Source organism: Ruegeria sp. CL3, from assembly GCF_056536505.1.
On record NZ_JBQFPT010000010.1, the window covers coordinates 75094 to 97565 of the forward strand.

Here is a 22472-nt window from a genome sequence, read left to right on the forward strand (position 1 = left end):
GCCGTTCGGCGCGGGGTTATCGTTGGGCGGTACTTTGGCACATCTGATTTCTAAGGGTACGATTTATGGTTCCGACCGTCTCTTCAGTGTCTCTCGGATCTAGGTGTTCGAACACCCCGGTGCGAAGCTGCAAATCTTCCATCGCGTGTTCAACCACGGGCCGCCGAACCTCGTTCAGGCACGGACGCGCACCGGTCTTGATGTTTGGCAACTCTCTTAGGATCGTGCGGCACATGATCCCGGGCACAAACGGACCGTGACCCTCTTCGGCGATCAGCCGCCACTTGCGAGTTACGCCTCGTCCGTTGCATTTGCCAGAAACACTCACCTCCATGCCTCCACGGTCGCTCCCAAAGGGATAGAGCGCTTGCGAAAGCATGTAGAGTGAAAAATAGGCCCATTCTGGTAATTCGAGCCTCGCGTGTTGCCTCAGCTGCGCCAGCAGACGGAGAGCCCCGTTCATCACCGGCAGTTCAAGGCCAGCGCGGAAGGTTACGGTCCGAGCGCCAGTCAGGTCTGGAAGAAGCGCGATGTCGGGAACGTTGACGCTGTATCCAGCGCGGATCAAACCCGGCTCCAGTTCATACAGTTTGCGATCCGTCCATCCGATGGTCGTCCGCCAGGCACCATCACGCCATTGTTGATATGGACGCCCGACGCCACTCACGATGCTCTTGATAACGGACATGCCACGCGGTGCCCGGTTGCCGGGTAGGATTGCAATGTCGATCGTGTCAACGTCTTCCAGACCTTTGATCAGGTTTGCGACGATACACGAGGACAGGCCGGGCACGCTGGACGCGCCCGACAACGCGAAAACACCGGCCTTCTTGGCATCGGTGTTCAAGGTTGCAATGCCTTGTGTGAAGGTCGCACTATCCGACAGGTCAAGGTAGTGGCAGCGATTGGCGATGCAAAGCCTTGGGATCGCATAAGGGTCGCCGCGATAGTGCTGGAACGGTCCTGCGGCATCAATAACAACGTCCGGTTTCTGATCAAACAGCGCCTCGGGTGCTGCGCTGACATCCAGTTTTAAGGTTTGCGCATTCAGTTCCTGAGCTAGAGCACGACCCTTTTCGGGATGCCGTCCAACCAACCAGAGCTGGTGTCCGTCCCGCGCCAGCAAGCGCGCAGTCAGAGATCCGAAAACGCCGTACCCCCCTATGATCACGGCCTTCATGACCTGATGCTCCGGATTACTTCCGCATCGCGGAATGTGGCGTCCTGCCAGATCAACGCGCCAAACAACGGATGCGTCAGTTCCAAGGTGAATCGGAAATATCCACCACCAAGCTCTTCGTGGCCGACCACCAGACGCCCTGGGCATACCCATCGCGGAAAAGACAGCCGTCTTTGTCCCAGTTTCAGAAAATACCGGTCACTGACGAAGTAGAGGCCGGTCCGTGTGCTTTTGAGTCTGAGCGAGATGCCGATTCCAAAGCCGATATATTCCTCCAACCCGGTTGGTCCGGCAAAGCGTTTGGAACTGCCAACCATCTGCGGAAACCCTTTGGCCCGGCCATATTGCCGAATCCAAAATTGACCGTCCGTTGCCGCGTCTTCTGTGACTGTCACCACGGCGGAGCGACCGACCGAGGTGCGATCGAAAGGCAGCGGTGCACCCATAACTCGCAGGACAATGGCCAAAGCGCGTCCAATGAAATTCATATGCATGTGGATCACGCGCCCCTGATAGGCAAGGCTAGCATCACCCAGCAACCGTTTGCTGAATCTGCGCCGAATTGCTTTGGGCAAACGGGCCCATGCCGTAGCCCCCAGTAGGTTTTCGAACCGGTCGTCCTGGTCGCAGGCGGTATTGAATTGCGGTTGAATTGGTTCTGTTCCAAGCGCGGTTGAGGTTTCCTTTATTTCGAGCATTCTGTTGTTTCCGTCATAAGAGAAATTAGGGGTCAAATTTTTTAGCGGCTCTTTTTGCCTCCGGTAAGGCTTAGCAAGGAAACAACCTTGGTTCCCATTTTCATCAACATCATCAGCTTCGGACGGGGCACTGTCAGCATGTCGCGGAACCATGTGTCGGACGTTGTCAGGAACTCTTGCATATCCTGCATCCGCTGCAGCGTGATTGGGTCCAACCCGCTTTCGGTTTCAGCTTGGGCAACGCATGCGCGCAGAGCCTGTGTTGCGGGATCAATCTCGCGCTCTTTGCGCCCTTGAGCGATACGGATCCCCATTTCCCAAACATCTACCTCGGCCTCATAATGTTCGCGCCGATCCCCCGGTACAGGAACGCGCCGGATGAGACGCCAGCTCACCAATTCCTTTAGAGAGTTGGACACATTGGATCGGGCAATGCCCAGAGATTCGGCAATTTGTTCCGCATTGAGGGGTCGGGAGCTGAGGTACAAAAGCGCGTGTATTTGTGCCACGGAACGATTGACACCCCACTGGTTCCCCATGTCCCCCCAATACAGGATGAACTGGCTTGCAGCATTTGATTTCGTCATGTCGATAATTTCTGTCATGACAGAAATATCAGGCATAAAGCACTGAAAATCAAGAGCACGATTGGAACTTCAAATAACAAAGCTATGTGGAGTGGGAGCTGAAGCGTCAAAAATGAGATAAAATACTGGCTAAAAACGGTTTTTCGTGAGCGCTTTGATTTGGGCCGTCCGCTTGATCTCAACGATAACTTTTCATGCGCCCAGATCGGTGCATTGCCCTTTTCGGCTTTACGTCAAGTCGCGCGCAAAAAGAAAGCGTAGTAAGAGGATAAGTTGGGGGGTCGAAAAGAGGGTTTTTTAGAATAAGCTGAGAACAGAAACACTGCCACCTGTTCTCCGATTGGAGAACTTACGCGTATTCAAAATTTTTGAGTGCGGATAGTGCTTGCAAATTTCGGCGTGCCCGCAGCATTGGTTTTCACTTGAAGTGTCAGATTCGGGCCGTGAGCAACGGCTTGGTGACACGCATCTGGTGAAAGCTTAACCCTTGGCGACGTGGCTATGGTCATCGACTACGTCAGCAGAATACAGTGCGTCAATGGAATGAACTGAGGAACTTGCCGATGAAAATGCTCACCATAGTTGCATTGATTTCCGCGCTTGCCACAAACGCTTTTGCCCATTCGAAAGTGGACACCACCACACCCGAAGACGGCGCGACAGTTACTGAGGTGCCCTCTGAGATCAGCTTTAATTTCACGGATGATATTCGCCTGACAAAGGTTAACATGATCCATCAGGATGCGCATACAGTCACGCTCGACTTGGGAGACCAGACAAGTTTTAGCCGCGCGTTCGCGCTCCCGCTTCAAGGCATGGGTGAAGGTATCTATCGAATTGAGTGGCGGGGCTTGGGTGTGGACGGACACGCAATGCAGGGTGAATTCACATTTACAGTGGACTGAGTATGCCCGATATCTGGGGAATAGGCGCAATACTGTCCAAGCTGATACTCTATGTCGGTATTGGCGGTTCGACTGGGCTTTTGATCATTCAGATTGCTTTCACCGACCTTGTGTCGCGTCTCAGCGATAGTATGCGTCTGCAGGTTGTGCTGTTGGCGGCGCTTGCGCTTGTTGCCTCTGTCCTCGGGTTCATGCTGCGTGGTGCTGCCCTGACGGGTGGGGCCGATGGGATGACCGATCCTGAAATGCTCGATCTGTTGTGGCAGACCTCGGTCGGCGACGCTCTAGTTCTTCGGATCACTGGGGCCATACTAATCATTGCCGGAGTGTTTATTCCCCTTGTTGGGCAATGGATCGCCCTCGCGGGTGGATTGCTCGCTTTGTGGTCCTTTGCTCAGGTTGGGCATATTCCTGAATTGGAACCAACAGGTGTTCGCTTGCTCTTGCTCTTGCACCTTTTAGGGGTCGCGTTTTGGATCGGCATCCTCGGACCGTTGCGCACCCTTTCGCTACGGCAAGAATATCTGAGCGACGCAGCCAAGTTGGGCCATCGATTCGGCCAGGCGGCTTCGATTGTTGTCCCTGCTATGATTTTGGCAGGGCTAATAATGGCTTGGATGTTGTTGGGCGATGTGAGGGCGCTGACGACTACCGGGTACGGGCAAACCCTTCTGATCAAAATCGCACTTGTAGGCGCGGTCCTGACGTTGGCGGCCGCAAACAAACTCCGCTTCGTTCCAGCCATGCAAGCAGGGGACGATAAGGCGGCGCGTCATCTGGCGCGCTCGATTGAAATCGAAACTACGGTCATACTGATGGTGCTTGTCGCCACCGCGACGCTCACCAGCGTTCTGACCCTACCGAATTGAGGCAACCCATGAAAAGGCGAGACTTCCTGTTCACAACATGCGCGGCGGCACTGGCACCGCGCATCGCTCTTGCATCAGCGCCCTTTGAACTGGTCGCACAGCCGGTCAATGCGCAAATTCTGCCCGAAGGTGATCCGGCAACTCCGATGCTTGGCTTTAATGGCAGTACGCCCGGTCCGGTGCTTCGCGCCCGTCAGGGCGATACATTTGATATTCGGTTCCTGAACCAGATTGGTGAAGGCTCGGCGGTGCATTGGCATGGGCTGCGCATCGACAATGCGATGGATGGCGTGCCGGGGATGACCCAACCCATAGTCGAGAAGGGTGCTGAGTTCGAATACAGCTTCCGAGCACCCGATGCGGGGACGTTCTGGTATCACTCCCACAACCGATCCTGGGAACAGGTTGCCAGAGGTCTCTACGGGCCGCTGATCGTTGAGGAGCTAAGCCCGCCCGATGTGGATCACGATCTGATTGTGATGATTGACGACTGGCGCATCACCGAAGACGGAGTGCTTGTCGACGGCTTTGAGAACAGGCACGATCAGGCGCATCAAGGGCGGTTGGGGAACTACGCCCGCGCGCTTGTAGAACCAAATACGCCGGTCCGGCGCGGTGATCGCGTGCGCTTGCGGTTGATCAATGTCGCAACAGACCGGATATTCCCGATTGAACTTGAAGGCATCGACGGCAAAATCGTTGCGTTCGACGGTATGCCACTGCCGGACCCGCAAGAGGTTTCGAACCTCATTCTCTCACCGGCTCAACGCTTAGATATCATTGCTGACGTAAAATCAGCTGATCACATCGCCTTTGTTTTCCCAACGCGCGACGATCCTTACCCGTTGGGTGAAATTCCGGTTGAAGGGGTAAACAGCACACGGCAACCGTCCGCTATTCCCACACTGCCACCAAACGAGCGGAAGGAGCCAGATCTGGACAATGCGGTGGACCTGTCGCTCACCATGCAAGGCGGGGCGATGAGCCGTCCCGTAAGCACGCAAACTGACATTTGGGCATTCAACGGACAATCTGGCTTATCAGATACGCCGCTCCACAAGTTTGCACGTGGCCAAACGGCGCGCATCCGTCTGGTAAACGACACCCGTTTCCCGCATGGCATCCATCTGCACGGGCATCATTTCTTTGAAGTCGGGGCGGACAGCAGCTTAGGCGCTTTCCGGGATACGGCGCTGATCAATCCTAGTGAAACCCGCGAAATCGTTTGCGTGTTCGACAATCCCGGTAAATGGCTGTTGCACTGTCACATGCTAGGGCATCAGGCGGCTGGTATGAAAACATGGGTGGAAGTCGTATGAAACGCTTGCTGGCGATGGCTCTATGTAGCGTTGCGAGCGAGGCAATTGCCAGCCACGAAATGGAAGACCGAGATTTGACTAATGGGCGTGTTCTTTACGGAGACCACTGCGCGTCCTGCCATGGCATCAACCTGGAAGGACAACCAAATTGGCAGACTCCTGATGACAATGGTGTTCTGCCTGCACCACCGCATGATGAGACAGGGCACACTTGGCACCATGACAATCAGCTTCTGTACGAGTACACACGACTTGGTGGCGAAGCAGCGTTAGCCGTGCGCGGGGTCACTGGCTTTGCAAGCGGCATGCCGGGGTTTAGTGATGAACTCACCGAAAATGAGATTTGGGATATTCTGGCTTATATCAGGTCAACTTGGCCCGATCGTGTTCAGGAAATGCAAGCGAGTCGCAATCCGGCGCACAATTGAGGAAGACGGTCTTCTCTGCACTGTGGTAGTAGGGTCGTCCAAGTCCAAGACTGGTCCGTCTGCTGCCAAGACGCCACAGGGTTATGGCTTCATTTTTATAGGTTTCCGTCACTCAAAATTCGGTTCCAACGGATTGTTTTGACCTCTGGCCATAGCGGGCATTTTGTCCATTCTAGACTTTGAAGACGGCTTGTTTGTCCAGAAATCAAGCAAGGTTTTCGCTATCTCGGTCTGGTGGTGGGCATAGACCACTACGTCGAGCTGTTCCTGACCCAATTGGTTGCGTAGGGAAATTAGCTCGCCGCTTTCAATTTCCTTGTGCACCATGCTGAACGGCAGCCAACCAACACCGAGACCGTTCAGGATCATTTCCTTTGCTCCGCTTGAAAAGGCCGTCTGGCAAACGGGATTTTTGCTGAAATCGGCGGTTCCGAAGGGAAGTTTGCTCTTGTTTAATGCTTCGCCAAAGTAGCTGTTTTCGGGATAGACGATGGACGGCGTATCCAAAGGCACATCACCGTTTCCGCGCACTGCGTACCGCAATCCGCCACCGATGACCGGAATAAGGTAGTCGTGACCCCAAGTGCCGCGACGAATGCCTGCTCCGAACGGCATTGGGGCGACGGTTTGCGCCTCGTAGCATAGCAGCATGTTGGTATCACCGCGCAGGAATAGAGTGACACAATCGTTCAGATTGGCCGTTCTGAGACGAAACCGGAGCCCCTTGAACGTTGCACGTGCACGCAATGCCATATCAGGGAAGGTGGAGACGACCGATGCATGTGTTGCGGCGATCGTCACAATCGAAACGGTGGGGCCATGTTGCGCAATTTTTGTGCGCAGGTCATTTAATCTGGCGATCAAAGAGCGGATTTCGGCTTCATTCGAGGCCAGTGCCGGACTGATCTCGACCCGGTTCGATTTGCGATCGAGAACTTCAATCCCCAGCCACTCCTCAAAACTGCGAATACGCCTTGAGAACGCGGGTTGTGTGATGTTTCTGCGGGCCGCGGCCCGCGTCATGTTCCGCTCTTCTAGAAGGGTCAGAACATCGTCAAACCACAGCATATTCATCCGCACCTCCATCGCACCCAAAGAAAATGTATGGGCAGCCTGCGAAATATGCACTGTTTTTATTCTTTTTCTTTTGAAACTGTTTGGCTGTAGGCAAAAGCAGGGAGAGAGTGGTGGCTGAGACAATTCAGATGACCGGCGGTGACGCGATGGTCGCGCCGGAGATGGTTTTGAGCTTGTGCAAGGAGCTATCGCTGACTCTGGCGAAATTTCCCCGGGTATCGCTTGGTCATCTTCCTACGCCTTTGGAGCCGATGGATCGCCTAAGTGAGGTTTTGGGTGGTCCACGTTTATGGGTCAAAAGGGATGATTGCACCGGCCTCTCGTCGGGTGGGAACAAGACTCGTAAGCTGGAATTTCTGATGGCTGACGCTGTCCAGAAAGGTGCAGATACCATCATCACGCAGGGGGCGACGCAATCTAATCACGCGCGTCAAACAGCAGCGGCGGCTGCAAAACTTGGCCTTGCGTGCCATATACTTCTTGAGGATCGTACGGGTTCCAATGATCCGAACTATATTCTGAATGGAAATGTCCTGTTGGATCGTTTGCATGGCGCCAGCGTCTCCAAGCGTTCCGGTGGTGCGGACATGAATGCCGAGATGGAAGCCTGCGCCGCGCAGATGAAGACAGAAGGCAAAACCCCTTACATCATTCCCGGCGGTGGATCGAACCCGATCGGGGCTTTGGGCTACGTGAATTGCGCGCGCGAGTTATGCGAACAGGCCGCCCATGCCGGCTTAAAAATCGACGCGCTGGTCCATGCGACCGGCAGCTCCGGCACGCAAGCCGGATTGGTCGCCGGTCTTGCCGCACTGGAAAGCGACATTCACCTTTTGGGCATCGGCGTGCGGGCCCCAAAAGACAAACAGGAAGGCATGGTCCATGATCTGGCTGTGCGCACTGTCGAGTATATGGAGACGGGCACGCCCATTGCGCGAGAAAATGTACGTGCAAATTGCGACTACGTCGGTGCAGGATATGGTCTTCCGACCAAGGGGATGATTGACGCGCTCAAGCTGTTGGCCCGCACCGAAGGACTTTTGTTCGACCCGGTCTATTCAGGTAAAGGATTGGATGGGCTCATTGACCAAACCCGCAAAGGCTATTTCGACGGCATGGACAATGTCGTCTTTCTGCATACCGGCGGAAGCGCAGCCCTGTTTGGCTATCCCGAAACTTTTGAACTTCCTGGCTACGTGGCCTGAAAATAAACAACAAACCAACAAGGAGATATCAAATGAAACTAAAAAAATACTTGATCAGCGCGGCTTTGGTTTCAGCTCTCGGCGCACCACTTGCCGCTGAAGAGGTTAAGATCGGTGTTCCTACTTGGACCGGAGCGCAGGCTATTGCCCATGTCTTGGGTGAGATCGTGACCACCCGCATTGGCGGCACGGTGGAGTACGTGCCCGGTAACAACGCCACAATCTTTCAAGCGATGGATCAGGGTAAGGGCGATATCGATGTGCACCCCGATGTATGGCTGCCAAATCAGGAAGCATTCACCAAGCAATATGTTGATGGTGCTGGCACCGTAACGTTGTCATCGAACCCCTATCAGGGCAATCAGGGTTTCTGCGTCTCCAAAGACTTTGCCGCAGAGATGAATATCACCGACATCGCGGATCTTGGACGCCCCGATGTGGCGGCCGCGATGGACAGCGATGGCAACGGTAAGGGTGAGATGTGGATCGGTGCACCCGGCTGGGCCTCGGCCAATGTGAACGAGGTGAAGGTGCGCGACTATGGCCTGTTGGACTTCATCGATCCGATCCGCGCCGAGGAAGCTGTTAAGACCGCGCGCATCAAGGACAGTATCGCCAAAAAAGAAGGATATGCCTTCTACTGCTATGAGCCGCATGCCGTCTGGTACATGTTTGACGTGGTGATGCTGACCGAACCGACTTATGACCCTGAAAAATACGTGATGGTGCAGCCCTCCGACGACCCTGACTGGTACAACAAGTCGATGGTAGCCAGCAAGGACGCTCTGAAGGAAGTTCAGATCGCCTGGTCCAACTCGCTTGGGGATCGCTCGCCGGCGATTGCAGAGTTCTTCGCGAACTTCTCCCTTACCGCCGATGACGTGAGCTCGCTGGCCTTCGAGATCAGTGCCAATGGGCGCGATGCTGAGGAAGTTGCGGCCGAGTGGGTTAACGCCAATTCCGAGCGCGTAGATGCGATGCTGGGTCTCTGAGCCAGACCTAAAAACAACGGGCAGCACCTAGCGGTGCCGCCCCATTTGAAGGCACGTACGGGTGGGCGGATGAGCGACGAGACTGTAATCGAAATTTCCAATATCTGGAAAATCTTTGGCGCTAAGCCCGAAGCTGCTCTGGAAGCCATTCGTGCGCGTGGACTGACCAAGGCTGAAGTCCTTGCCGAATTCAATGCTGTGGTGGGCGTGGCCGATGTCAGCCTCAACGTAAATCGCGGTGAGATCTTCTGTATCATGGGCCTATCAGGGAGCGGCAAATCCACACTCGTGCGCCATTTCAATCGCCTGCTCGAACCAACGGCCGGCAAGATCGAGATCGAGGGCACCGACGTCATGGCGCTCGGCACAAAGGAACTTCAGGCTTTCCGCAATAGGAAAATCGGGATGGTGTTCCAGAATTTCGCGCTGATGCCCCACCGTTCGGTCCTTGATAATGTAGCAATGCCGCTGGAAATCCGCCAGGTCGCCAAGAACGAGCGTATGCGGCAGGCGGCCGCCATTCTCGACATTGTCGAATTGGGAGCGTGGGGGTCGAAATTCGCTCACGAACTCTCTGGCGGCATGCAACAACGTGTGGGGCTTGCCCGTGCGCTTGCGGCTAACCCTGATGTTCTGTTGATGGATGAGCCATTCTCCGCACTTGATCCTCTGATCCGACGGCAGTTGCAGGATGAGTTCATCCGGTTGTCGAAAATCCTCAAGAAAACAACGATCTTCATCACCCATGACCTTGATGAGGCTGTCCGCATCGGGGACCGGATTGCGATCATGCGTGACGGCAAGATGGTGCAGATCGGCTCGGCTGAGGACATTGTCATGCATCCCGCTGATGACTACGTCGCTGATTTCGTGGCTGGGATATCGCGGCTGAAGGTGGTGCATGCTCATGCGGCAATGCAGCCCTTGGACAGCTATCTCGCTACGCACGGCCCACTGCCTGCTGACATTGATCGGGTGGACCACAATGAGACACTTTCCGCTTTAATCACACGAGCCATCGACGACGAACGGCCGGTTCTGGTGTCCGAAGGCGGCCAAGACAGAGGTGTTATCACTCGCGCAGATCTGTTGCGCACCGTGATTGAAGGGACGGAAATGTCATGAGCGAAGATCTTGGTGTGAACCCCCTTGAAGACACAGAAAGCGAAGCCGCGCAGGCCTATGCCGAGGAACGCCGCGAGAATATCCGCACCTTTGTGCGCACCAGCCCCGATTACTACATCCGCAACTTCGACAAGATCGGGGCGTCCGCGCGCTTTACGGCAACTTTCAATGTGATGGCCGGGCTCTTTGGTCCGATCTGGTTCGGCGCACGCGGGCTTTGGTCATGGGCATTGGCGTTTCTTGTCGTCGAGGCGATCGGCTTTGTGCAGATCGCGCGGGGCCTGTTCGGAGATCTGGGAGCAGACGCGCTGGCCCGTGTGACCTCGATCGAAGGTACGCTCGATTTGCGCTACCAGCAGCTCGCGGCAGCGCAGGAGAGCGGCTCGGATCGAGCGGCGGCGATTCAACGCCAGATCGAAGGCCTGGAAGCCAATATTGAAGGTTTCCGCGCTGAGGCAGAGTTACTCGCCGCACAAGGTCCGTCGATTGCGCTCACCGGTGTTGCCATCTTGCTTGTGGCCAAGCTCATACAGGCTGTGGCCGCCAACTGGGCGCTGGAGGCCCGCTTTTCCGACTGGCTCTCAGATCGCACCATTCGCTCTGGCATGCCGGTCAGTCAGATTGTTTTTAGCGCGGGTTTCATGATCCTGTTAGTCGCGACCGCAATGATCCACTACAGCTTCCCGGGCCGATTTTCATTTCTTAGCGAATTCCCGACAGATAACTCAATTCGCCTGGCTAGTATTGACAGTGTAGAGGCATTTATCGCCTGGTGCGTCGCCAACAGTGTGGCGTTCTTTGACGGGCTCACCTCAGCTATTCGCTGGTTGCTGGATGCCATGGAGGTTGCGTTGGTTCAGACCCCCTGGATCGTGGTGGCCGCGCTGATCGTTCTGTTGACCTGGCTTACCGCTGGCTTGCGCATGGCTATATGGTCTGGTGCCTTTCTGGCCTATATGGGCCTTCTCGGCTTCTGGGAAAAAGCTATGACGACGTTGGCGCTTCTCGGCACTGCGGCGCTGCTTTCCATCGTGATTGGCATTCCTTTGGGCATGTTCTCTGCGCGTCGACCGCGGTTCTACGCGGTCATCCAACCGATCATGGATTTCATGCAGACAATGCCTGCCTTTGTCTTCATGGTGCCTGTGATTGCCTTTTTCGGGGTCGGCAAACCAGCGGCAGTCATTGTTACGATGATCTTCGGTGGGACACCCGTGGTACGCCTTACTGTTTTAGGCCTGCGTGGTGTTCCCGAAAGCGTGCGTGAAGCCGCGATCAGTTTTGGCGCCAACAAGTGGTACCTTCTCACCAAGGTCGATCTACCGCTCGCCAGCCCCTCCATTCGCGCCGGTATCAACCAGACAATCATGCTGTCGCTGGCCATGGTCGTCGTGGCCTCACTTATTGGTGCGAAAGGGCTGGGCGAAGACGTCCTCGAGGCGCTGCAATACGCCAATGTGGGCCAGGGTATCCTCGCAGGCTTTGCCATTCTATTCTGCGCGATGATCCTTGACCGGATCGTTCAAGGTCAGCGAAAGTGACCCCCCTTGTCCTTGTTCATGGCTTCATGGGGGGCAGCGCACAATGGGATGGATGTCGCGATACACTGCAGCAGCATGCTGATGTGATTGCCGTCGACCTGCCCGGGTTCGGAGCAAATGCCCATCTGCCGCCAATCGACAGCATTGGCGGATATGCGGATTGGGTCGTCCGGCATCTCCGCGGCCTTGGAGTGGAGGAGTATCATCTGCTGGGTCACTCCATGGGCGGCATGATCGCTCAGGAAATTACCTTGCGCGATCCTGAAAGGATTAAACGCCTGGTGCTTTACGCAACTGGTGCCATCGGTGTTTTACCAGGGCGGTTCGAGACCATTGAACAGAGTAAAAAGCGCGCTGCGGAAGACGGCGCAGCGGCCACCACACGCCGGATCGCAGCAACTTGGTTTCTGGATCGCGAAGCTGCACCCGGATATGAGCACTGCGCCGCGATTGCCGCTCAAACCAAGCTGCCGGCCCTGGAGGCCGGCCTGGACGCGATGCAAGCTTGGTCAGGGGAACAGAACCTGTCCCAAATCCAACAGGAAACTCTCGTCCTTTGGGGCGATCGAGATCGGACATATCCGTGGAGCCAAATTCATAAACTGTGGGAAGCGATCCCCAGTACATCGCTTGCAGTCGTACCGGCCTGCGCCCACGCGCTTCATGCGGAGAAATCTGATCTTTTTCAACGCCTTATATCCAACTTTTTGGATCACTGAAGTATGCATACGACTTTGACTATTGTAGGGCCGCAGCCGCCGCCAGCTTTGTCCGTGATCCGGAAGTTCGTCGCCGGGTCGATTTAGCGATCGCAGCGATTTTCCGGTGTGGTCAGCCACGCCGCAGGGAATGCCGGAATCGATGAACGGCTGGAACCGGCCGCCAGTTTAAAGTTACGACTTGAACTAGCAACGCTTCAGGCTGGAGGATGTAACTTTGGTTGGCGGAAAGGTGAGTTCATTGGTCAAAAGGCAAAGTATCTCAATATTTGACAAGAAACTTTTTTGGCCGGAGTGAGAGGATACGAACCTCCGACCCCTGCCTCCTGAAGGCGAGTTCTCGGGATGAAGTAAACAAAATAAGGGCTTTGAATGCCAGCCATTGCACTTCGGTGGCAGATAGCGTTGCGATAACGTTGTGGTTTCATTGCGAGCAAACCCGGCCTCTGTCGTATGTTGGTAAGCTCTTGTTTTTCAGTAAGTCATCCAGCACCTTATGCTCAGTGCTAGTTTGTTCTCTGTTATATTGCCCAGATCCAGCCCACTTATGCACGGTGAAGAGCTCTGCCATCGGTCAGGCCATTCACTTTCTCCAGAATAGCGTCTGCGTCAATGCAGTGATGGCGATAGAGGTCGCCGATTGTTCCCGTCTGACCAAAATGCTCGACACACATTGGGACAACGCTGAAATGGCGGCCACAGGTATCAGCCTCACAGCAATTCCGGCTCCAGGTCGAGCCGTCGCTTGGATGGCAGACCTTGAAAGTGAAGGCGGATGATCTCGGGACTGGTTTTAAAGTATTTGAAGGTCTGGTCATGGGCAAAAGCTACGCGACCGCCCTGTCCTGCTCAAACAAAGTTCTTCTGACAAGACACCCCAAAATCTGCGGATTTAGGTGCTGACAACTAATTAAAGCCTTAGAGATTGAAAGCTTGCACTGGACATTGCCTTTGTGAACAGGAAAGCATTTCAATAATGACTGTTTGAGAAAGCGGTCCTTGATGTAGCAACTTCAAATAAGGCCGGGCAAATGCAACCGGCGATAGTTAAAAATAACATGGGGGGAACTTATGAAGTATAAATCGATTGCCATTGCCGCATCCATCGGGTTGCTGGCCACAGGTGCATTCGCTGAGACGAAGGTCGGTATGATAACTACTCTGTCCGGTGGTGGAGCCGGCTTGGGAATCGATGTGCGCGACGGTTTCATGCTGGGTATCAACCAATCCGGGCGGGATGATATCGAGGTCGTCGTCGAAGATGATCAACGAAAACCCGACGTCGCCGTGCAGCTTGCTGACAAGATGATCCAGTCCGAGAAGGTGGATATCCTGACGGGCATTATCTGGTCGAACCTCGCAATGGCTGTTGTTCCAGCGGCAACGGCCCAAGGTAAGTTCTATTTGTCGCCGAACGCCGGACCGTCGGCGCTAGCCGGTCAAGGTTGTCATGAAAACTACTTCAACGTCGCCTGGCAGAACGACAACCTGCACGAAGCAGCTGGCGCCTATGCCAACACGGCAGGGCATAGCAACAGCTTCATCCTGGCCCCGAATTATCCGGCGGGCAAGGACGCTTTGACTGGGTACAAGCGGTTCTTCCAAGGCGATCTTGCCGGTGAGATTTATACCGAGCTTGGCCAAACGGATTATGCTGCCGAGATTGCTCAAATCCGTGCGTCCGGCGCAGACAGTGTCTTTTTCTTCCTTCCCGGCGGAATGGGGATTTCGTTTCTCAAGCAATACGCAGATAGCGGGGTTGATTTGCCCGTCGTGGGTCCGGCGTTTTCGTTCGATCAGGGCATCCTTCAAGCCGTCGGGCCCGCAGCACTTGGGATTGTGAATACCAGCCAATGGAACAAGGATATCGACAATCCAACAAATGCCGCATTCGTAGAAAGCTTTGTGGCCGAGTACGGGCGGCTTCCGTCTCTCTATGCAAGCCAGGGCTTCGACACGGCACAGTTGATCATTTCGGCGCTCGGATCGGCTGAGGTCTCGGATCAAGACGCGTTCAGAGATGCATTGCGTGCGGCCGACTTCGACAGCACACGTGGCGACTTTGCGTTTGGTCCAAACCACCATCCAATTCAGACTATCTATGCGCGCGAAGTGATTCAGGAAGGTGATGTATTCACTAACCGGATCATTGGTGTGGCGTTGGAAAACCACTCGGACGCTTACGCGGCAGACTGTAAAATGTAATCGAAGGGCCGCCCCCGACTCCGGAGCGGCGGCCCGTTTTTTGCTCGAACCGTGACTTTAGTCCTTATCGCCGAACAGATTCTGAACGGAATCCAGTTCGGTTTCATGCTCTTTCTCATGGCAGCAGGCCTGACGCTGATCTTCGGCGTGATGGGCCTCATAAATCTTGCGCACGGATCACTCTACATGGTCGGTGCTTTTGCGGCTGCGGCGGCCGCTGCGGCGACGGGGTCGTTCTTGGTGGCTGTAGCAGCTGCCATTGCTGCGGCGGCCATGGCCGGGTTCATCGTCGAATTGGCAGTCATTCGTCGGCTATATGCCCGCGATCACCTCGAGCAAGTGCTTGCGACTTTTGCGCTGATACTGATTTTCTCGGAGGGTACGCGATGGATCTTCGGTTCATTCCCGCTGTTTCTCGAAATTCCGAGCTATCTGTCCGGTCCCGTTTCATTGCCAGGCGGCATTCGGTATCCGCTATATCGCATTGTACTCATCCTTGTAGGGCTTTTGGTGGCGGTTGGGCTGTGGTTGTTCATCTCACGGACCCGAGTTGGTATTCAGATTCGTGCCGGAGAAAATGACCGTGAAATGATTGCAGCACTCGGCGTTGATATTGGTAGCTTGTACACGTTTGTTTTCGCGCTCGGAGCAGCGCTCGCCGGATTAGCGGGAGCACTTGTGGGTGCCATCCAATCGGTCCAGATTGGAATGGGTGAGCCGATCCTGATCCTCGCTTTCGTCGTCATAGTGATCGGGGGCATCGGGTCCATTCGGGGGGCGCTTATCGGCAGTTTGCTGGTTGGATTGACCGATACCCTGGGCGGCATCTTCCTGCCGGAACTGTTCAAACTGTTCGTGGCACCAGATGTTGCAACGTCGACTGGTTCGGCATTGGCATCAATGTCGATTTACGTTCTTATGGCTGGCGTGCTGATCTGGAGACCGACCGGGCTGTTCGGGGCAAGAGCATGATCCCAGAAAAAGCACTAAACGTCATTCTCATGAGCCTGCTTCTTTGGGTGCCGCTTTGGGCTTGGGTCTCGGACGAACCCTTCACAATTACGTTGGCGACCCGCGCGGTCATCTTCGCTCTGGCCGCGGTTGGTCTCAATGTCGCGCTTGGGCTTGGAGGGCTCGTGAGCCTCGGGCACGCGGTCTTCTTTGGGATTGGCGGCTATGCGATGGGTATTCTGGCGTTTCACGCTCAGACGTATTCGCCATTGATGGAATGGCCTATCACGATTTCTGGAACCAAGCTCATGCCTGTGATCTGGTTGGTGGCAATACTGTTTTCAGGTGTTGCCGCCTTTATAATCGGGCTTCTGTCGCTTCGAACTTCCGGCGTGTATTTCATCATGATCACGCTGGCTTTCGGGCAGATGTTTTTTTTCTTTGCAATCAGCTGGCCCGCCTATGGCGGAGAAGACGGCCTTTCCATCTACATTCGAAATTCCTTCCCGGGTATGAACACGCTTGATCCCATACAGTTCTTCGGGATCTGTTTTGCAATTCTGAGCCTAGTCCTTTGGCTAAACGTGCGGCTCGTAAAATCTCCCTTTGGGCTTGCGTTAAACGCAGCGCGGCAAAGTCCCGAGCGGGTAGAGGCGGTCGGGCTTGATCCGTTTCGGCTGAGACTGATCGCGTTGGTGATTTCCGGCATGATCTGTGGGCTGGCGGGGGCGCTTTTTGCCGATCTTAATCGCTTCGTCAGTCCCACGATGTTCAGCTGGCAGATGTCAGGTGAACTGATTGTTTTCATAATCCTCGGAGGGTTGGGCCGGACGTTCGGGCCGGTCGCAGGCGCGACTTTGTTCGTCGTACTAGAGCACGCGCTTGGAGGCATTAGCGAATATTTCCTATTCTTTCTTGGTTTGCTTTTGTTGGTGGTCGTCCTTTTCGCCCGCGGCGGCCTCTACGGCGTCATCACGGGAAGGTCTGACCGATGATGCGGCCCGTGTTGCAAGTTGAAGGTCTCACTCGACGCTTTGGCGCCCTGATTGCAAATGACGACGTGACATTGGACCTTAGGCCCCGCGAAGTTCACGCCGTGATCGGCCCAAACGGGGCCGGTAAATCAACGCTCATCGCTCAGATCTGCGGCGGCCTGAAGCCTGACGCGGGTTCGGTTCGCCTTCTGGGCCAGGATATCACCCAGGAGACAACGAAAAACCGGGCAAGGCTCGGGCTCGGACGCACCTTCCAGATTTCCGCTCTGGCGTCAGAGGACACGGTCTTGCAGAACGCCATGCTGGGCGCGCTTGGGGCCAAAGGCCGACCCTGGCAATTCTTCCTACCCATTCTTGGCGACAAAAACCTGCGCGATCACGCAGAGAATGCATTGCGTCGTGTGGACCTGATCGACTTAGCAAACAAGCGAACAGGCGAACTCAGCCATGGTCAGCGCCGCCAACTGGAAGTCGCAGTTGCGCTAACCCTTAAACCAAAGGTGTTCATACTGGACGAGCCAATGGCCGGTTTGAGCGCAGAAGGCACGCAGCTGCTCACGAACCTGCTGAGCGACTTGCGAAATCATGCCCCGATACTGCTTGTGGAACACGACATGGATGTCGTCTTCAAATTGGCTGACCGAATAACGGTTCTTGATTACGGGCGTGTAATTGCCACAGGATCAGTCGAAGATATTCGCAAAAATTCAATAGTTCAGCGCGCCTATCTTGGAGAGAACCAATGAACCTTCTTTCCATCTCCGGCCTAGTCGCAAGCTATGGCAAAAGCCAAGCCCTCTTTGGCGTTGATCTGACCATCGAAGCGGGCCAAGTCGTCGCCCTTATGGGGCGCAATGGCATGGGCAAGACAACCACCGTTCGCGCTATTTGCAGAATGATCGGAAGCAAAGGCTCGATGGTGTTTGCCGACACCGACATTCGCAAACTGTCGAGCCACCAAGTGGCAAGATTGGGCATCGGCCTTGTCCCCGAAGGCCGCCGCGCATTTCGCGATCTAACGGTGCGTGAGAACCTCGTAGCTGTGTCCCGACCTGGCCATTGGGATATAGACAAGGTCGTTGCGCTTTTCCCGCGTCTCAGCGAGCGCGCCGATCAGCTTGCGGGCTCCTTGTCAGGCGGAGAGCAGCAAATGCTGGTCATTGGGCGTGCGTTAGTTACCAATCCACGCTTGCTCATATTGGATGAGGCTACGGAAGGGCTTGCGCCAAATATCAGACGAGAAATCTGGGTGACTGTGGAGCAACTTAAACGTGAATCTGGCCTTTCAATTCTGGTAATTGACAAATCTCTTAGTGAATTGAGAGCGATCTGTGATCGCGCGACAATCCTTGAGCGAGGCAGATCGGTCTGGTCAGGCGCAATTGGCGATCTGGATAGTGAAATCAGCCAGCGGCATCTCGGCGTTTAGTTGGTACAAATGCCCAAGCTTTGACAGCTACCAAGCGTCCACGAAATCGCTTTTGATGGTTCGCCGCAAAATCAGAATAGCTGTCAAATAGCGAACCGCATTGCTTCCGCCTGGATGGAATGGCTGCTGTTTCTGCAGGCTGTGAGTTAGGAGAGACACAAATTCTAGCAACGCAGCGAATGGCCGCTAAGCTGGCTGCGACGCAGTATTCGGTTGCAGTGCTCAAAGTCGGCTCTGGGCCGTTAGTTCAAAATTACGATTTGAACTAGCAACGCTCCAGGCGAGTGGAGGTAATTTTTGTTGGCGAAAAGGTAAGTTAATTGGTCAAAAGGCAAAATATCTCTGTATTTGACAACCTGTTTTATTGGTCGGTGTGAGAGGATTCGAACCTCCGACCCCTGCCTCCCGAAGACCGGTGCAGAGGGCCAAGTTATTGCATTTTAGTCAAAGGAGCCCTGTTTTCCAGGCGTTGTCGCCAATCAAACCAGCCAAGTTCAGGTTCGGCAGGTTCATTGAACCTCAGAGCACTGTCTACATGGTCCGCTAGTTATCGTGGTCTATGTTCAGTGCTAGTTTGTTCTCTACATTATTGCCCAGATCAAGCCCACTTATGCACGGTGAAGAGTTCTGCCATGGGTCAGTCCATTCACTTTCTCTAGGATAGCGTCTGCGTCAATGCAGTGGTGGCGATACAGATCGCCGATTGTTCCGGTCTGACCAAAATGCTCGACACCCATTGGGATAGTCTGATGTCCACGCACTGCCCCGAGCCAGGATAGAGTTGCAGGATGACCATCGATAACGGTGACGAGCTTGCAGTGTGGCGGAAGGTCGGACATCAGGGTTTCGATGTGGGAGCGTGCCGCTTGGTTGCCGCGAGAACGCGCTCGTTGAGCGGCGGTCCATCCGGCATTCAGGCGATCTGCGGATGTCACGGCCAATACACCTATGTCGCGACGGCCTTCACCAATCATACCGGCAGCCTTGATTGCCTCCGGCGCGACTGCTCCTTGATAGGCAATTACAACTTCGCAATTGGGCCCGGGTTTTCGCAACCAATAGGCCCCATCAATGGCACCTTGGCGGAACTCGTCGTCGACACGTTTGCCAGGCTGTTCAATCGGGTTGGTCGTCAGGCGCAGGTAGACAGACCCTCCAGTTTCATCGCGCAACCATGTGCGCTCGTCGGGCTGTCCTTCGCCATCGCGCTGCAGGTAGTTGAAGGCCCATTCCATAATCACCGCGAGCTCGTCGGCGAAGGCGGGTTCAAAAGCGGCCAACCCGTCTTGGCTCATCCCGATGAGCGGTGTTCCAACGGATTGGTGTGCTCCACCTTCGGGGGCAAGTGTGACGCCCGAAGGTGTGCCAACCAGCATAAAACGCGCGTCCTGATAACAGGCGTAATTCAGCGCATCGAGACCGCGGCTGACAAACGGATCATAGACGGTGCCAATTGCGATCAGCCGCTTACCGAACAGGGAATGCGACAAACCCGCAGCTCCCAGAAGCAACATGAGGTTCATTTCGGCGATACCAAGCTCGATATGCTGCCCTTCCGGAGTGAATTCCCATTTTGCCGTCGAAGGGATCCGGTGTTCTATGAAGGCGTCGGATTGCTCGGATCGGGCGAACAGTTTGCGCCGGTTAACCCAAGGACCAAGGCTTGTTGTGCCTGTCACATCTGGGGAGGTCGTCATTATGCGTTCGGCCAATGGGCTGTCGCCTTTTGATAGATCGTCAAGAATCTTGCCAAACGCCATCTGTGTCGAGATTTCGCGGCTGGTGTCGATCCCGATTGGAGGCACATCCAACTTGTCATCAAAATAGCGGCGCGGACCTTTGGCAAAGAAAGGTGTATTCGCAAGGAAATCCTTCAGTTTTTCTGGTTCCTGCACCGTCGCAAGCGGCTCCCATTCTTCGCCCTTCGGCACACCCATATGCGATTGCCACGTGGCAAACTGACTATTGTTCATCAGCCCGCCGTGGTTGTCCTTGTGGCCTGCAATAGGGGTGCCCCATCCTTTGACTGTGTAGGCCAGGAAACATGTGGGGCGATCATGATCTATGGCGGCGAATGTTTGGGCCATTGTCTCGACGCAGTTGCCACCCAGATTTTCCATAAGGGCCGCGAGCTCTGCATCCGTGCGCCGTTCGATCAGAGCGGTCACATCCCCCTGATCCCCCAGATCGTCCATGAGACGCTTTCGCCAATTCGCACCACTCATGAAAGTTAAAGCGGAGTAATCCTGGTTGGGGCAAGCATCAATCCAGTCGCGCAGTCGGTCGCCACCGGGCTCTTCAAAGGCCGCGCGTTGAAGAACCCCATATTTGACACGAACGACATCCCAACTGAATGCATCGAAGATTTTCTCGATCCGTTCGAACAAGCCCTCCCGGACTATACCGTCCAGCGACTGTCGGTTGTAATCGATGATCCACCACGTGTTTCGGAGGTCGTTCTTCCATCCTTCCTGTAGTGCCTCGTAGACATTGCCTTCATCCAGTTCGGCATCGCCTACCAGGGCAACCATACGTCCCATTGGCGCGTCTGACCCCCAGCTTTTGGCCTTGATGTAGTCTTGAATGATCGACGCAAACGAGGTGATCGCGACACCTAAACCCACAGACCCGGTCGAGAAATCAACATCATCAATGTCCTTTGTCCGGCTGGGATAACTTTGCACACCCCCAAATCCGCGGAAATTCTCCATCTTCTCGCGGGTCTGATTACCCATGAGATACTGCATTGCATGAAACACCGGCGACGCATGGGGTTTGACTGCAACCCGGTCCTCAGGCCGCAAGGCCGAGAAATAAAGCGCGGTCATGATCGACACCATCGAAGCGGACGAAGCCTGATGGCCACCGATCTTGATCCCATCCACCTTTGGTCGGACATGGTTGGCATGGTGGATCATCCAATGAGACAACCACAGCAGGCGCTGTTCAACGATCTTCAGTTGGGTGGGATCAATGTGCATGGTGGTCTCCGGGTTCAGGCGGCGCTGCGGGCAGGGTAGGGCAAAGCTTGCTCCAGGTCTGCAAGGATATCTTCAACATCCTCCAGCCCGACGGACAGGCGGATTAGGCCATCACTGATCCCATGCTCGGCCCGTTCTTCGGGCGTATATGTCGAATGGGTCATCGATGCTGGGTGCTGGATCAGTGTTTCCGCATCGCCCAACGACACCGCGCGCTGGATCATGTTCAGGCGGTTCATGAATTCAATTCCACCGGAAAGGCCAGACTTGATCTCGAAAGCTATCATAGCGCCGGGTTGGGACATCTGTCGCTGCGCTACATCGTGCTGTGCGAAGCTCTCAAGACCGGGGAAATAAACCTCACCAACGGCAGGGTGCGCTTCAAGGAACTTCGCGACGACCTTGGCAGAAACACAATGACGATCCAGACGCAGGTTTAGTGTTTTCAGACCACGCAGGATTAGCATCGCGTTGAAAGGTGCCATTACCGCGCCGGTCATGTCCTTCATCCCAACAAGGCGGATTTCAGCAATCTGTTCAGCGGTTCCTACAACCAAGCCAGCGACCACGTCTCCATGCCCGCCGAGATATTTGGTAGCGGAGTGTAGAACGATATCTGCGCCGTGCTCGATCGGGCGGGTCAGATACGGGCTGGCATAAGTGTTATCGACGACGACAGTTGCACCGACTGAGTGCGCAATTGCGGCGCTTGCGGCGATGTCCACCAAGCGCATGTTCGGATTGGCCGGAGTTTCGAAATAGACAACGCGGGTTTTGTCAGAAACGGCCGCTTTCAGGTTCTCAGGGTCTGTCATGTCGACATGTGTTATCGTGACCCCCCATTTCGCCAAACCATGACGCAAAAAGGCGAAGGTGCAGCCATAGAGCGTTTTGTCCACGATGACTTCGTCACCTGGCGACAGCAGGGTCCAAAGCACTGCCGTGATCGCCCCCATGCCGCTTGAGAGAGCTAGCCCGGCCTCGGCCCCTTCAAGCACGGCAACGCGTTGCTCAAGAAGGTCGCATGTAGGGTTTGAAATACGGCTGTAGATATGACCTTCACGCTCGCCGGCGAACATCTCTCCACCAGCCTCTGCGGTTTCAAAGGTAAACGTGGACGTCAAATGCAGCGGTGGTGTCAGCGCACCGTCATTTTCCAGAGGGTTATAAGCGTGGTGAATGGCACGGGTGGCAAATCCTGTTGGACGAGTCATTAGAAGCTCCTGAATCATGCTGAAGCTAGTTTGCTCCTTTACTTTGGGCTAA

At 55.0% G+C, this 22472-nt stretch carries 21 protein-coding genes; 15 read left to right on the forward strand and 6 right to left on the reverse strand.

Features of this window, described 5'->3' with window-relative positions; translation table 11 throughout:
- Positions 1-16 precede the first annotated feature (16 nt).
- The 3 genes from ACR0NO_RS15685 to ACR0NO_RS15695 are packed head-to-tail and all read right to left on the reverse strand — an operon-like array spanning position 17 to position 2465.
- Positions 17-1180 carry a saccharopine dehydrogenase family protein gene (locus ACR0NO_RS15685; protein WP_480724621.1) on the reverse strand — a complete coding sequence of 388 codons (1164 nt, stop codon included), beginning with the start codon at positions 1178-1180 and terminating at the stop codon, positions 17-19.
- Positions 1177-1878, reverse strand: coding sequence for a DUF4166 domain-containing protein (locus ACR0NO_RS15690; protein ID WP_480724622.1), 702 nt, complete (start codon positions 1876-1878; stop codon positions 1177-1179). The genes ACR0NO_RS15685 and ACR0NO_RS15690 overlap by 4 nt, the downstream gene beginning before the upstream one ends.
- A gap of 41 nt (positions 1879-1919) precedes the next feature.
- Positions 1920-2465, reverse strand: a complete 546-nt coding sequence (locus tag ACR0NO_RS15695) for a GbsR/MarR family transcriptional regulator (protein ID WP_480724623.1) — start codon at positions 2463-2465, stop codon at positions 1920-1922.
- 563 nt (positions 2466-3028) lie between these two features.
- On the opposite strand from ACR0NO_RS15695, the gene ACR0NO_RS15700 reads away from it, so the two are divergent.
- From ACR0NO_RS15700 to ACR0NO_RS15715, 4 genes are read left to right on the forward strand one after another with little or no spacing between them, the layout of a single operon-like run.
- Positions 3029-3370 (forward strand): copper resistance CopC family protein, encoded by a 342-nt coding sequence (locus ACR0NO_RS15700; RefSeq protein ID WP_170640256.1) that lies wholly within the window; start codon positions 3029-3031, stop codon positions 3368-3370.
- A gap of 2 nt (positions 3371-3372) precedes the next feature.
- Positions 3373-4239, forward strand: coding sequence for a copper resistance D family protein (locus ACR0NO_RS15705; protein WP_480724624.1), 867 nt, complete (start codon positions 3373-3375; stop codon positions 4237-4239).
- An 8-nt stretch (positions 4240-4247) separates the two neighbouring features.
- A complete protein-coding gene (locus tag ACR0NO_RS15710; RefSeq protein WP_170718717.1) occupies positions 4248-5558 on the forward strand; it encodes a multicopper oxidase family protein in 1311 nt (436 codons plus the stop codon).
- On the forward strand, positions 5555-5986 hold the full coding sequence (locus ACR0NO_RS15715) for a c-type cytochrome (RefSeq protein WP_480724625.1): 432 nt from the start codon (positions 5555-5557) through the stop codon (positions 5984-5986). Before ACR0NO_RS15710 ends, ACR0NO_RS15715 begins: the two co-directional genes overlap by 4 nt.
- A 108-nt stretch (positions 5987-6094) precedes the next feature.
- Here the strand turns inward: ACR0NO_RS15715 and ACR0NO_RS15720 are convergent, their stop codons facing one another.
- The gene (locus ACR0NO_RS15720) at positions 6095-7060 is read right to left on the reverse strand and encodes a LysR family transcriptional regulator (RefSeq protein ID WP_480724626.1); all 966 of its coding nucleotides are present in this window, start codon (positions 7058-7060) and stop codon (positions 6095-6097) included.
- A gap of 194 nt (positions 7061-7254) precedes the next feature.
- Here ACR0NO_RS15720 and cuyA point away from each other — a divergent pair, with 194 nt between their 5' ends.
- From cuyA to ACR0NO_RS15775, 11 genes are all read left to right on the forward strand, one after another.
- Entirely contained in the window at positions 7255-8268 is a 1014-nt protein-coding gene (cuyA, locus tag ACR0NO_RS15725) for a D-cysteate sulfo-lyase (protein WP_480724718.1), read from the forward strand.
- Positions 8269-8300: 32 nt separating this feature from the next.
- A complete protein-coding gene (locus ACR0NO_RS15730) occupies positions 8301-9260 on the forward strand; it encodes an ABC transporter substrate-binding protein (protein WP_170377011.1) in 960 nt (319 codons plus the stop codon).
- Positions 9261-9329: 69 nt separating this feature from the next.
- Positions 9330-10385 carry a betaine/proline/choline family ABC transporter ATP-binding protein gene (locus ACR0NO_RS15735; RefSeq protein WP_170554923.1) on the forward strand — a complete coding sequence of 352 codons (1056 nt, stop codon included), beginning with the start codon at positions 9330-9332 and terminating at the stop codon, positions 10383-10385.
- On the forward strand, positions 10382-11926 hold the full coding sequence (locus ACR0NO_RS15740) for an ABC transporter permease subunit (protein WP_480724627.1): 1545 nt from the start codon (positions 10382-10384) through the stop codon (positions 11924-11926). Before ACR0NO_RS15735 ends, ACR0NO_RS15740 begins: the two co-directional genes overlap by 4 nt.
- Entirely contained in the window at positions 11923-12645 is a 723-nt protein-coding gene (locus ACR0NO_RS15745; protein WP_480724628.1) for an alpha/beta fold hydrolase, read from the forward strand. Before ACR0NO_RS15740 ends, ACR0NO_RS15745 begins: the two co-directional genes overlap by 4 nt.
- A 554-nt stretch (positions 12646-13199) precedes the next feature.
- Positions 13200-13424 carry a hypothetical protein gene (locus ACR0NO_RS15750; RefSeq protein WP_480724721.1) on the forward strand — a complete coding sequence of 75 codons (225 nt, stop codon included), beginning with the start codon at positions 13200-13202 and terminating at the stop codon, positions 13422-13424.
- 292 nt (positions 13425-13716) lie between these two features.
- Positions 13717-14850, forward strand: a complete 1134-nt coding sequence (locus ACR0NO_RS15755) for an ABC transporter substrate-binding protein (protein WP_480724629.1) — start codon at positions 13717-13719, stop codon at positions 14848-14850.
- 51 nt (positions 14851-14901) lie between these two features.
- Positions 14902-15822 carry a branched-chain amino acid ABC transporter permease gene (locus ACR0NO_RS15760; RefSeq protein WP_480724630.1) on the forward strand — a complete coding sequence of 307 codons (921 nt, stop codon included), beginning with the start codon at positions 14902-14904 and terminating at the stop codon, positions 15820-15822.
- Positions 15819-16796 (forward strand): branched-chain amino acid ABC transporter permease, encoded by a 978-nt coding sequence (locus ACR0NO_RS15765; protein WP_480724631.1) that lies wholly within the window; start codon positions 15819-15821, stop codon positions 16794-16796. Before ACR0NO_RS15760 ends, ACR0NO_RS15765 begins: the two co-directional genes overlap by 4 nt.
- The gene (locus ACR0NO_RS15770; protein ID WP_480724632.1) at positions 16793-17542 is read left to right on the forward strand and encodes an ABC transporter ATP-binding protein; all 750 of its coding nucleotides are present in this window, start codon (positions 16793-16795) and stop codon (positions 17540-17542) included. The genes ACR0NO_RS15765 and ACR0NO_RS15770 overlap by 4 nt, the downstream gene beginning before the upstream one ends.
- Positions 17539-18225, forward strand: coding sequence for an ABC transporter ATP-binding protein (locus ACR0NO_RS15775; RefSeq protein ID WP_480724633.1), 687 nt, complete (start codon positions 17539-17541; stop codon positions 18223-18225). The genes ACR0NO_RS15770 and ACR0NO_RS15775 overlap by 4 nt, the downstream gene beginning before the upstream one ends.
- Before the next feature lie 608 nt (positions 18226-18833).
- Here ACR0NO_RS15775 and ACR0NO_RS15780 read toward each other — a convergent pair.
- Both ACR0NO_RS15780 and ACR0NO_RS15785 read right to left on the reverse strand, forming a co-directional pair.
- On the reverse strand, positions 18834-21206 hold the full coding sequence (locus ACR0NO_RS15780; RefSeq protein WP_480724634.1) for a 1-deoxy-D-xylulose-5-phosphate synthase N-terminal domain-containing protein: 2373 nt from the start codon (positions 21204-21206) through the stop codon (positions 18834-18836).
- Between the two features lie 14 nt (positions 21207-21220).
- Positions 21221-22420, reverse strand: a complete 1200-nt coding sequence (locus tag ACR0NO_RS15785) for a methionine gamma-lyase (RefSeq protein ID WP_480724635.1) — start codon at positions 22418-22420, stop codon at positions 21221-21223.
- Between the last annotated feature and the right edge of the window lie 52 nt (positions 22421-22472).